Origin of the sequence: Granulicatella sp. zg-84 (assembly GCF_010892375.1) — a bacterium.
Taxonomy (GTDB): Bacteria; Bacillota; Bacilli; order Lactobacillales; family Aerococcaceae; genus WM01.
Map to the genome: position 1 here is coordinate 1 of NZ_WNJX01000037.1, position 13318 is coordinate 13318.

Sequence of the window (13318 nt, forward strand, 5' to 3'; positions counted from 1 at the left end):
CATAAATAAAATTGAAATCAATTGATTTATCAATTTTACGTAGTAAATGGTCTTTTGGTACTAATTCGGACAATGTGTTTAATATGATTTCATCATTTGGGTGAGTTTCTTTATAAAACATAGATTTTTCCCTCCTTTTTCTTATCTCTATTATACCACTTTTAAGCGTTATTATCGTATCAGACGTTGTGGTACGAATGGCTTCGTCCTCGCACATGGTAGAGAACGAGCGATGTATCGTGTACATCATGGTAAGCCGTACAACTTAACGTCTGATACGAAAAAAGACTGTCGACATTTTAATTTGTCAACAGTCTGAAGGTGCGAACCAAAAACTCAAGTTTTTGGTTCGCACCCTTTCTTTATATAAAAGTCATTGTTACTCAACATAGATACGTGGCACTCTATCTGAAATACCGCATAAAATTTCATAGCCAATCGTTCCTATGCTAACAGCTAAACTTGATGCGGTATTGTGTTCACCAATTAACTCGACTTTTGTCCCGATAGGATATGGTTGACTAATACGTATCATCATTTGATCCATACAAACAACACCTACAACATCACATTTTTCATCACCTATATACACACTTTGTGTGCCTAGTGCTCGACGAAATCCGTCTGCATATCCAATAGGTAATGTGGCAATCCATTCATCTTGTTTTGCAATATACTTAGCACCGTAACTAACCGATTCACCTTGTTTTAAGCGATGTACAAAACTAATTTCTGTTTCCCATGTGAGTACCGGTTTCAATGGGTACGGCAGTTTTAAAGCAAAGTCTGACGGATTCACACCATACATCCCAATCCCTACACGTACAATATCTGTTTCAACGGTTTCTCGCCATAGTGTCATTGCCGAATTGGCTAAATGTATATATTTTGGACGTGTTGTCAAAACACTTAATAATGTTTCAAATAAGCGACACTGTTGTTTGACTTTGTTATCATCTTCGCCATCTGCTGTTGCAAAATGTGTAAAAACACCTTCAAAATCAATATTCTTCATTTCCAAAACACCTTGCTCAAAGGTGATGACATCCTCTTTGGTTTGTAACCCTAGTCGATTCATTCCCGTGTTTAACGCCAAGTGTACTTTTAAACGACCTTTTTTTATATGAACTTGTGCCTCTTTCAAAAATATCAAACTTGTTACGGTCAGTGAAATATCATATTCAATAGCTAATGGTACATCACAAATTTGTGTTAAACCTAAGACTAAAATAGGTTTTGTAATACCTGCGTGTCGTAGTTCCAACGCTTCATCTAACATGGCAACACAAAACCCGTCTACTCCACACGCTTGTGCTTTTTTTGCAATTTCAATAGCACCATGCCCGTAGGCATTTGCTTTCACAACTGCAAAAAATGCTTTGTCCTTTGTCAGATGTTGCTTTATCATGTCAATATTAAATGCCAATCTGTCTAAATGAATCGTAACAGTGGCAGGTCTGTGTATTGCTGGGTTCATTCTTCTTCCTCCAAAACTACTTGAGCAGCTGCATATTCATTTGAATGCGTAATAGATACAAATATCTTTCCATGATATTTTGTACATGTCATCACTGGTTTTTGTTTATCATTTGGTAACACTTCCATATCATGAAACCCCAATGTCCCAATGCCTGTTCCAAACGCTTTTGAAAATGCCTCTTTCGCACAAAAGCGTCCAGCTAAAAATTCCATTTGTCTATATTCTACTAAAGTTAAAAAATATGTATATTCTTTCTCTGTTAAAATCTTCTTTGCAAACGAATGATTTTTGTCATAAGCCTTTTGAATACGTTCTATCTCAATAATGTCTAATCCAATTCCTTTTATCATGTTGATGCCTTTCTAAATAAAAAAGTGCTAACTTATCTTAGTTTAGCACTTTTTTTAATTGATTTCTATTGTTTATGTTGTATAAGTGCTTTCTTACCTAAACGATAACCTAAAACACAAGGAATAGCGCAAACACCGAAAAACAATACAACATTAAATGCATTTATCGTTAAAGAACCAAATAAAATAACACAAGATCCTAACATAGCCACTGTCGGCACTACATATCTAAAAATTGGATTTTTAATAGAGTTTAGTCTATATACTTGACTGTATAATAATATGTACAAAATATAGTTAAATACAATCGCAATCTCACTAATATCACTTTCTCCCAAAAGCATATACTTCATGACAAAATAATGAATACCAAACCATACAAATAAAATACATCCAGCGATGACACTTGATTGTTTCGATACACCTGATTCTGTTATATCAACTTGTTTTGAATAGTGTCCCAACATGTCTTTGCTAGCTAAAATTTGTGGCATACGTACCATTGCCATAACAAGACCATTTGTTGTACCTAAAACAGAAATAAGTACAATAATAGACAATAATTTTCCACCGATATTACCTAATAACATATCGCTCACTAAAAATATAGCATTTTTTCCTTCTTTTAAAACCGTGTCCACACCCAAGAAAGATGTTACCCCTAAAAAGTAAAGGACGTAAATACTTAAAATAAGCAGCGGCCCTATAATAAGCACTTTTCTAAATGTTTTTTGTGGATTTGCAACATCATGCACCATCGTTGTCGACACTGTCCAGCCGTCATACGCAAAACTCATGGGTACTATTGCATAGAGCCAACCTGACATACCTATATCTAGTTGCGATAAACTTTGTAAAGTCGTCTGTTGTTCTTTCCCAAAAATCAATCCTGTAAGTGCAATTAAAAATAATGGAATCAATTTAATAATCGTTGTGAGTGATTGAATACGTCCCCCTAGTTTTGTCGAGAGAGTATTCAAATAAATAAACATAATCATATATACAACACCAATAGCTATTTGAACGAGTAATTCATAATATTTAGGTATTTGTATATCGAATAAGACCAGTGTATAAATGCTTGAAACCCAACATAGAATAACGGTAATCGTCGGTAAATAGAGCGACATAAAAAATAATCCGTATGCACTTGCCCATTTAAACGATACAAATTCTTCAAAATAGCCAACAAGTCCCCCTTCTTTTTTTGAGCGCAATGCCAATTCTGCCATGGCTAATCCACCAAAAACGATACATATTGCTGCCAATATAAATACTAGTACACCTAATGAAACACTTCCATTCGTTGAAGATAAAATATTCGAGGTTTTAAAAAAAATCCCTGACCCGATACAAATACCAATCAACATAGACAGTGCTGTAAAAAAACCAAATTTCTTCTGGTTCATAATAAACTCCTTTTTATTTCATGCTGCGTCAATTATATGTAATTTTTGAACTCTTGACAACTGTTTAATGACAAAGATAGGTCAATAATCAACATCGCAAAATGTTGATTATTGACCTACGTTTAATACAAATCGTGTTGAGGCTGTCCTCAACACGATTTGAGCTTTTAAACTAAATATACCACTGATTCATTTGTTCAATAAATGTTTTGCTTTTTAAATGAATATCGACATACTCTTCATATAATGCGTCCATAATACGTCTTAATTCTTTTTTCATAGCATCACTAATATCTATACTCGTGAGTTTATCCATAGAGATACGTTGACACTTTTGTAATAAATAAATTGCATTAGGATTTGCTTGCAAACGATATGTATCTAAATGCCATTGATTTTTAGCAAGTAATCCCCCATATTTTAAAGAATAATCAAAAGGCCCTTGTTCTTCATCAGAAACCATACATCTGTTTAAATTTGGATTAATACCAAAATATCGTAATAATTTTAATTCAAATATTAAGGTGACAACCTCAACATCAAGTCCTTTTTCAATCGCACTCAATGTCTGTTTTAGTAAGTCATATAAATCTTCATTTACAATTCTATCATCAATAACCGCATCGCATAAATTCACAATATACGTTGCATAAGCATGTACATATAAATCTTCTTGTGCCCGTTTAAATAATCCAATATCTTTATATTCTCGTAAAAATGACAAACCATTTCGATTGATTGTTCCTAAAAAAGTAGCCTGTGTAAAAGGCAATAACACTCCTCTTAACACATGATTGCCCGATTTAAAGTGTCGTACAAAAAACATTTGCTTGCCATACTCTTTTGTAAAGATTTTTACCATTGCATCGGACTCTTTATAATCTCTTATAGATAAAACAATGCCCTCAAATGTATGTACTTGCACTTAATTACCTCTTTTCTCTTTTTCTTTCCGATATTTTTTCCACGCTTTTTTAGATCCTCTATTTAAATCTTTTTGCTGTTTATAAATGGCATACTCCGTAAACAGCAATGCCATATTGTATCCAACTGGATATAATTGTTTTGCAGGTAAAACAAGTTTTATTTTCTTTAATGGTATTGTATGCATCTGTTTATCAAAATAAACGGTTGCACATTGTTGATACATATCTACCTCATAAATAAGCGCTTCTTTTTTAAGTGTTTGTATCCATACTTTATCTCCCTTTTCATAAGTGATGTCATGGATACGTTTCTGTTTTTGTTTTAAAGATTCAAACACAACCTGTTCTAATGGATATATATGATGTGTCAGCACTTGTCTTGCTTTTTGGAGTACAATCTCTGCTATACCCATTTGGCTAGCAATAAAAAACGCATGACTTTTACCAGTCTGTCCCATTTGTAATTGATAGGTTGGTTTTAATGTGTCTTTTTCAAAGAGCATTGCTGCCGTTTGAAAATCGGGATGTTGTAAAGCAAACTCTTTTAGTTCACCGTAATGTGTTGTCGCCACAATTAAACTTCCTTTTTGATAAAACTCCGACAAAATAGCTATACCTAAAGCTGCACCGTCATTAGGTTCCGTACCACTCCCAATTTCATCAAGCAAGACTAATGTATGCCTTTTCGCATCTTTCAAATAAAATGCTAAATCACGCACGTGACTAGAAAATGTACTTAATGCATTCTCTAAGTTTTGATTATCGCCAATATTCACATAAATATCGTCCATAATGGCTATTTGAGTACCGTCCTCACATGGCACAAGTAAGCCAAACATGACCATGACGGTAATCAATCCGATTGTTTTTAGTACAACCGTTTTTCCTCCCGCGTTTGGACCAGTAATCATCAACGCTCGATGTTGGCGCCCAATTTCTAAAGACAGTGGAACTGCTTGTTTTAATAGAGGATGTCTAACTTGGCAAAAGCGTATATATTCCTCTTTATTAACCATAACCGATTTACCGTCAATCTGTTTTGAATATTTTGCTCGTGCAAAAATGACATCAAACTCAACAATAATTTCAATTGTTTGATAAATACTATCTAAATCTTGTGCAATCAACTCCGTTAACTCGGCTAAAATTTCATACACTTGAGCAATTTCCGTTGCTTTTAATAATGCTCTTTCTTGTGTTAAACCAACCACGCTATTCGGTTCGATAAATGTTGTTAGACCTTTATACGATTCGTCAATCACAATACCCGGCACTTGATTTTTAAAACTACTCTTAATCGGAATGGTATAGTGAGTATCCTTTTCAACAACAATAAATTCTTGTATTTTTTCTTTATAGCGAGCGTCTTTCAAAAACTTTTTCAATCGCTGTCTGATTTCTTCGTCATTTAGCAATAATGCTCGCCTTGTTTTACGCAACTCTCTACTGGCGTCATCATCAACTTGATTATGTCTAATTTTATCATAAATTACCTCTTCAATATGACAAAAAGAGCCTAATCCATTCGCATATCGACATAAAGTTGGCACTCTATCAACGTGCTTATTCAAAAAAGACGAAATTAATCTTGCACTTCTCAAAAAATCGGCATAATCAACCAACTCATTTGGCTCCAATAATAATCCTTTTTTGATTTTTTGTGTTAAGTGCTCAATATTGGTAAGCCCCATAAATGGCATATACAGACCACTATCTAATAAATAGCACGCTTCGACTGTTTCTAATAACCTTTTTTCTACAATATCCAAAGAAGACGACGGTTCTCTTTTATCAATTTCCTTTTTGGCATAATCAGATATAGCTAATGATTTTACATATCCTTTTATCTCTTGAAAATTTAGTTCTTGATAATTCATTCTTTCCCTTTCTCAACTTTTGAATTATCGAACAATCAATAACTCAAAAATCTATATCTTTTATTTCTAAAAATTTTGATTTTTTTGTATACATTTGCATAGGGCATATCCTCTTTTCTAATTGATGTACTAACTTTAGCTCAATACAGATACTTTGTCAAAATCTTTGGATACTATTCAATAAAATATACCTTATTTGTAGATAAATGACTCTTTCATCATATTTTTGATTCTATAATAAGTCGTGTTAGTAGATTAAAATTCTGCCAACACCATTTGACATAGAACAAAAAAGCAGTGAACAGCTATGCCATTCACTACTAAACTACTTATTTATTTTTTCTTCTTATCTTTCCCACCATGGAATAACTTATCAAAGAAATTACCTTCCTCATCTGGTAAATCAGCTCCACCTGCTTGTGCAAACTGACGTAATAAGTCTTTTTGTTTATCATTTAAATCACGTGGTGTTAATACACGTACTTTCACATGTTGATCGCCCATAATAGAGCTTCTTAGTTTTGGAGCTCCTTTTCCTTTTAATCTAAAAGTTGTGCCACTTTGTGTCCCAGCAGGAATTTTTAATTTAACATTTCCATGAACAGTTGGTACTTCTACTTCATCACCTAAAGTAGCTTGAACAAAACTAATTGGTTGTTCAAAATAGATTTCTGAACCGTCACGATCAAATCGGTCACTTTTAGCTACTGAAAAGATGATGTATAAATCACCATAAGGTCCCCCATTATATCCGGCTTCTCCTTGTCCAGACAATCGCATTTGTTGCCCATCTTCCACACCTGCTGGAATCGTCACATTCACTGTATGCTCTTCATTAGAACGACCTGAACCATGACATGTTGAACATTTCTCTTTGATTTCTTTTCCTGTTCCACCACATACATCACACGCAGCTTGTGTCATTACACGTCCAAAAATAGAATTTTGTTCAACATTGATAACACCACTACCATGACATTTATGACATGTAACCGGATCTGTTCCTTCTTTAGCTCCGCTACCATGACATGTATGACATTCTTCCTCACGACGATATTTAATCGTTTCTTTTTTACCAAAAATGGCATCTTCAAAGCTCAAATTGATACGATATTGTAAATCCGACCCTTGTCGTGCCATATTTCTTGTTCTACCACGAGAACCACCCATACCGCCACCAAAGAATGTATCAAATATATCTTCAAAACCACCGGCACCAAAGCCACCAGAGAAACCACCAAAACCACCGCCAAAACCACCAGCACCAAAATTAGGGTCATTGGCTGCATGCCCGTATTGATCATACGCAGCACGTTTTTGCGGATCACTCAACATTTCATATGCTTCTGAAATTTCTTTAAATTTTTCTTCTGCACCTGTTTCTTTATTAATGTCAGGGTGATATTTTTTTGATAATTTACGATAGGCTTTTTTTATCTCATCATCTGATGCTGTTTTTGACACACCAAGAACTTCGTAGTAGTCTCTCTTTGACATTTTCTCCTCCAAACTTGCAAGATTCTCTTGCTTTTGATCACTAGTACTCCGATCGCTTTACGTATCATCATTCATTACCTTTTTCATGACACGTCCTTTTTATACAACATCTTTTTAGTAGCAATCGTCCGTTTCATACTGCATCCGTAACTCACTACGTTTTAACGGCTATAGCAATTTATACGGATATACAGCTATCCTATTCAGGATAGCTGCTTATCATCTCCACTTCTTATTTTACTTCTTCAAAGTCGCCATCAACAACATTGTCATCTGAATTTGTAGAAGAACCTGCATCTGCTTGAGCTGCTTGTTGTGCTGCTGCCGCTTGTTCATATAATTTTACTGTTAAATTTTGAACAACTTCATTTAATGCATCACGTTTTACTTTCATGTCCTCTAAGTTATTTGCTTCAACAGCTGCTTTTAATTCATCACGAGCTACTTCTGCTTTTTTCACTTCTTCAGCATCTACTTTGCCTTCTAACTCTTTCAATGTTTTGTCTACACTGAATAATAATTGATCAGCTTCGTTTCTTAAATCAACTTCTTCTTTACGTTTTTTATCTGCTTCTGCATTTGCTTCAGCATCTTTTACCATGCGTTCGATTTCTTCGTCTGTTAAACCTGAAGAAGATTTGATTGTAATTGTTTGCTCTTTTTGAGTACCTAGATCTTTTGCACGTACGCTTACGATACCATTTTTGTCAATATCAAATGTTACTTCAATTTGTGGCACACCACGAGGTGCTGCTGGAATATCTGCTAATTGGAAACGACCTAATGTTTTGTTATCCACAGCCATTGGACGTTCACCTTGTAACACGTGAATATCTACTGCTGGTTGATTATCTGCTGCTGTTGAGAATACTTGTGATTTACTTGTTGGAATTGTTGTATTACGATCAATAAGTTTTGTAAACACACCACCCATTGTTTCAATACCTAATGATAAAGGTGTTACGTCTAATAAAACAACGTCTTTAACATCTCCTGTAATAACACCACCTTGAATAGCAGCACCCATCGCAACAACTTCATCTGGGTTTACAGATTTATTAGGTTCTTTACCTGTTTCTTTACGAACAGCTTCTACAACCGCTGGAATACGTGTTGATCCACCAACTAAAATAACTTCATCAATATCTGATTGTGATAAACCAGCGTCTTTTAATGCTTGACGTACTGGAACTTTTGTACGCTCTACTAATTCATGTGTTAATTCATCAAATTTTGCACGTGTTAATGTTGTTTCTAAGTGTAATGGTCCTGCTGCACCTGCTGTAATAAACGGTAAGCTAATTTGTGTTGATGTCACACCTGATAAATCTTTTTTCGCTTTTTCAGCAGCATCTTTCAAACGTTGTAAAGCCATTTTATCTTGTGACAAATCAATACCATTGTCTTTTTTGAATTCAGCTACTAAGAAATCAATAATTTTTTGGTCGAAGTCATCTCCACCTAATTTATTGTCTCCGGCTGTTGCTAATACATCAAAAACACCGTCCCCTAATTCTAATATAGAAACGTCAAATGTACCGCCACCTAAGTCAAATACAAGTACTTTTTCATCTTTATCTGTTTTATCTAAACCATAAGCCAATGCTGCTGCTGTTGGTTCGTTCACAATACGTTCTACTTCTAAACCTGCAATTTTACCTGCATCTTTTGTTGCTTGACGTTGTGCATCATTGAAGTAAGCTGGTACTGTAATAACTGCTTTTTGTACTTTTTCACCTAAATAATCTTCAGCATATCCTTTTAAGTATTGTAAAATCATTGCTGAAATTTCTTGTGGTGTATATTCTTTATCTTCTACTTTTACTTTGTAACCTGCTTCACCCATTCTGCTCTTAATAGAAATGACTGTATCTGGATTTGTCACAGCTTGGCGTTTTGCTACTTCACCAACTTGAATTTCACCATTTTTAAATGCGACAACAGAAGGTGTTGTACGGTTTCCTTCTGGATTCGGAATAATTTTTGCTTCATTTCCTTCTAATACAGCTACTGCTGAGTTTGTTGTTCCTAAGTCAATACCAATAATTTTTGTCATATTTTTTACCTCTTATCTTTCTTTTCTGTTTAAATTACTTTTATCAAAAAGTGATGTTTCTATTGTGAAACGACAACCATTGCAGGACGAATAACTCTATCATGCATTTTATAACCTTGTTGAAACACTTGTACGACCGTATCTGCTTCTTGACCTTCTTGAGCAGGAACGACTTGCACAGATTGGTGATACATCGGATCAAATTTTTGATTTAAAGCATCTACCATTTCAATATTTTCAGCTTGCAATGCAGCCACAAAACTTGAATATGCCATTTCAATACCTTTTTTCAACGCTTGCCCTTGTTCATCAGCCACTTCAATAGCCAATGCTCTTTCTAAGTTATCCAAAACTGGTAACAATTCTTCTGCTAATTTTTGTGAACGATATTTCAATAAATCTTGACGTTCTTTTGCTTGTCTTTTTTGAACATTTTGTAATTCTGCTTGAGCACGCAACACTTTATCTGCCAGCGCATCGTTTTCTTGCTGTAATCGTTCGATTTCCAATTCTTGTTCGGTCTTTTCCACAACCTCTTCCGTCACTTCTTGCGATAATTCCGTTGGTTGCTCCACAGTTTCTTCTACTTCAGGTTGATGTGTTTCTTCTGACACGTTATCCCTCTTTTCCTTATATTATATATCTAAATCATCAAAATACTGGTTGATGCTACCCGATAACTCTTCGCTTAACGCATTCATCAAACCAACAACACGTGCATACGACATATTTGTCGGCCCAATCAAAGCAATAACACCTTTCCCATTGTTCGTTTCATAAGTTGTCGTCACAAAACTTAAATCTTTAAACGCTTCATGATTTAACTCTGAACCAAATTTAATATCCACACCTTGATGTGTCGGTGACATTAACTGATACAAATCACTCGAATTTTCAATCATATTGTATAAGTTTTTTAAATTTGTCCGACTATTTTCATAATCTATGTAATCAAATAAATTGGTTTTTCCAGCAATAAACATGCGATCTGTTTCCATTTTAGTCATCAATTCTTGTAAAATTGGTAAAATATCAAACTGCTCTGAAATATTTTGTCGAATGAGTTGTGGAATATCGTATTGTAATTTATCATAAACTTCGGATAAATATAAACCCACCAATTCATCATTTAAAATACGGACAATTTTTTCTAAGTCATCGTGTATAATGCTTGCCGGAATATTAAAAATACGATTTTCAACCATTCCTTTATCCGTTACCAAAATAGCCATTACTTGTGTATCACTTAATGGCACCAATCTAAAACCAGTCAACTTACTTTGTCTTGTTTCAGGACCTAAAACAATAGTTGTATAATTGGTTAAATTAGATAACATTTTTGCTGATATATCCACAATTTCACTAATTTCATGATACCGATGTCTTAATGTTTGTCGAATATCTGTTAACTCTTGTGGTTGAATATTGGCTGTTTGAACAGCCGGTAACATATTATCAACATAAAAACGATACCCTAAAACTGATGGAATACGTCCCGATGAAGAATGTGTTTTTTCTAAAAAACCCAATTCTTCCAATTTCATCATTTCATTTCGAATCGTTGCAGAACTAAACGGTAAATCAGCTTCTTTTAATAATGTTTTAGAACCGACAGGTTCTTGTTGTTCAGCATACAATCGAATAATTAACTGCAATATTTTTAATTGACGTTCGGTTAGCATATTCTCACCTCTTTACCATAACGTCTTTGTTCTGGCACTCTTTAATCTCAAGTGCTAAAAATAGTTTAACATCTTTTAGCACTCTTGTCAACAATGTGCTAATTTTTTTGTTTTATAGTAAATTATATAATTAAGTTAGCCAGTAGTACAAAAAAAGCATCTCATAGGATATACTTTTAGTAACAACAAAAAAAGGATACCAAGAGATGCAAGAATACTATAACACAAAAGGCACAAAACGATTATCGTCGTTTACGTTTAGCCGTAGGTAGAACAGATACGTGGACGGTAGAAAAAGAAGCTCTCATCAGAGAAAAAATCATGGATAAATATTCCCCTGAAATAATTAGTCAACTACCTGTATGCCCTCTTGTACAACGATTTACACATGGGTATACAAAGGATGGATTACAGGTATTTCGCGTAAACATTTACTTTATCCTAGAAAAACTAAACCGATAACATCAACTGAAAAACGACCACCAAGAAAGGCTAATGCCCTCTCTATCGAACAGCGACCACAAGAGATTAACGAGAGAAAAGAAATCGGACATTTTGAAATAGATTTAGTGATTTTAAACAAGAAACGTGGACAACAATTATTGACATTAACAGACAGAAAAACACGCTATGAAATCATTCGTCTGATTCCTGATAAAACGGCTCAAAGTGTGAATACCGCTTTGACGTCTATTCAACAAGACTATTTAATCCGCTCTTTAACAGCTGATAATGGTTCTGAATTTTTAAGATTAGACGAAGCCATCACTTGTCCTATTTATGATGCACATCCATTCTCTTCTTATGAACGAGGTAGTAACGAAAATGCAAATCGATTGATTAGACGATGGTTCCCAAAAGGCACAACAACCGTTACTCCTAACGAAGTAACGGCTGTTGAACAATGGATAAATCGTTATCCACGTAAATTATTTAACTATGTATGTCCTTATGATTTGCCTGAGGTGGCTAACTTACTATTGTAATTTGTGTTTTTTGTTTTATAATTATCACAAATTTGTGACAAGAAAGCAATCTAATAACATTTTTCAAAGGGCATATTTCTCATTTACAAACAATACATATTCAGTCAAAGAGAAAAGCAAAGCGTTCCTTTACAAGGATATACATTATTTGTAGTATTATGCACATCTTTGAAACGATTTATACATTTCTTTTTCAGCAATATAAATCCATTTCTGTTATTTGATAATATCTCTCATAGTTACTCTTGAATCCTATACCTTAAAGTGGGGCATACTTGACATCTATTTATACAAATTATCCTAGATATGTTGCTTTTAATGATTTGTATTTGTTTTTGAGATAGCTTGTATTCTTTGTTTTTTAGTAATTATTTATCTTCTTTACTTTTTTGCATATTACATAATAACTTCGCTTATATCTCATCTAAATATTTTCTGTACACTTATCCTAATCCTTCATATTTATGATATTGATATATTCGCTAAGTAATTCTATTTTTTTCTATATGTTGATTAGGGAGAATATATAGCAATTTTGAATTGTTCACTAACGATTCGAATGCCCCATCCTATTTTTCACCCATCTTTGTACTTGTTATCTACTTATTTTGTATTTTCTAACTGTTTCTTCATTATTTTTATGTTTTATTGTGAATTTTACAACTTTTTGATGAAATCTCATTTCTTCTGCTAGTCTTATTTTCATAGAAAGCTTTTCTCTAGTGTTTTGGTTAGTGGTTATACTATTTTCCCTAATGGATTTCTTTTTTCTTATTTTTTTGTCACAACTCTATTATTACCTAACATTATTTAAAAATAAGAAAACCAATACTTCTCTATAGGTTATAATCAAGTCATTTAATTTTGGCTCTTCGTCAAATCGTGTTGGTGGAGAGAAATAGTGAGTATGTTGGTAGTGAATGGCATAAAATCCATGCGAGAAACCATTAAACGTGTCGAAACGGATGTAGCGTTTAGATGGTTTTTAAACCTCCCTTTCTCTAAACCTACCCCACATTATTCTACTTTCTCTCAAAATTATATTCGCCGTTTTC

At 33.9% G+C, this 13318-nt stretch carries 9 protein-coding genes and 2 pseudogenes; 2 read left to right on the forward strand and 9 right to left on the reverse strand.

Annotated elements, in window-relative coordinates; all coding sequences use genetic code 11:
• Positions 1-379: 379 nt before the first annotated feature.
• From alr to hrcA, 9 genes and pseudogenes are all read right to left on the reverse strand, one after another.
• A complete protein-coding gene (gene alr / locus GMA06_RS07395) occupies positions 380-1477 on the reverse strand; it encodes an alanine racemase (protein ID WP_163545504.1) in 1098 nt (365 codons plus the stop codon).
• Positions 1474-1830: a holo-ACP synthase gene (gene acpS / locus GMA06_RS07400; protein WP_163545503.1), complete on the reverse strand. Its 357-nt coding sequence runs from the start codon at positions 1828-1830 to the stop codon at positions 1474-1476. The genes alr and acpS overlap by 4 nt, the downstream gene beginning before the upstream one ends.
• Positions 1831-1895: 65 nt before the next feature.
• The gene (locus GMA06_RS07405) at positions 1896-3239 is read right to left on the reverse strand and encodes an APC family permease (RefSeq protein WP_163545502.1); all 1344 of its coding nucleotides are present in this window, start codon (positions 3237-3239) and stop codon (positions 1896-1898) included.
• A 172-nt stretch (positions 3240-3411) separates the two neighbouring features.
• Positions 3412-4164 (reverse strand): DNA repair protein RecO, encoded by a 753-nt coding sequence (gene recO, locus GMA06_RS07410; RefSeq protein ID WP_163562202.1) that lies wholly within the window; start codon positions 4162-4164, stop codon positions 3412-3414.
• The gene (locus GMA06_RS07415; protein ID WP_163562203.1) at positions 4165-6042 is read right to left on the reverse strand and encodes an endonuclease MutS2; all 1878 of its coding nucleotides are present in this window, start codon (positions 6040-6042) and stop codon (positions 4165-4167) included.
• A 333-nt stretch (positions 6043-6375) separates the two neighbouring features.
• Positions 6376-7539, reverse strand: a complete 1164-nt coding sequence (gene dnaJ, locus GMA06_RS07420; RefSeq protein ID WP_163545499.1) for a molecular chaperone DnaJ — start codon at positions 7537-7539, stop codon at positions 6376-6378.
• Positions 7540-7771: 232 nt separating this feature from the next.
• Positions 7772-9595, reverse strand: coding sequence for a molecular chaperone DnaK (gene dnaK, locus GMA06_RS07425; RefSeq protein ID WP_163562204.1), 1824 nt, complete (start codon positions 9593-9595; stop codon positions 7772-7774).
• 59 nt (positions 9596-9654) lie between these two features.
• Positions 9655-10212 (reverse strand): annotated as a pseudogene (grpE, locus tag GMA06_RS07430) (nucleotide exchange factor GrpE); the annotation flags it as partial.
• Positions 10213-10230: 18 nt separating this feature from the next.
• Positions 10231-11277, reverse strand: a complete 1047-nt coding sequence (hrcA, locus tag GMA06_RS07435) for a heat-inducible transcriptional repressor HrcA (RefSeq protein ID WP_163545496.1) — start codon at positions 11275-11277, stop codon at positions 10231-10233.
• A 362-nt stretch (positions 11278-11639) separates the two neighbouring features.
• Between hrcA and GMA06_RS07440 the strand changes: the two genes are divergently transcribed.
• Complete coding sequence (locus tag GMA06_RS07440) at positions 11640-12263, forward strand: IS30 family transposase (protein WP_163562206.1); 624 nt, start codon at positions 11640-11642, stop codon at positions 12261-12263.
• Positions 12264-13179: 916 nt separating this feature from the next.
• Positions 13180-13318: pseudogene (locus tag GMA06_RS07450) on the forward strand (transposase); the annotation flags it as partial.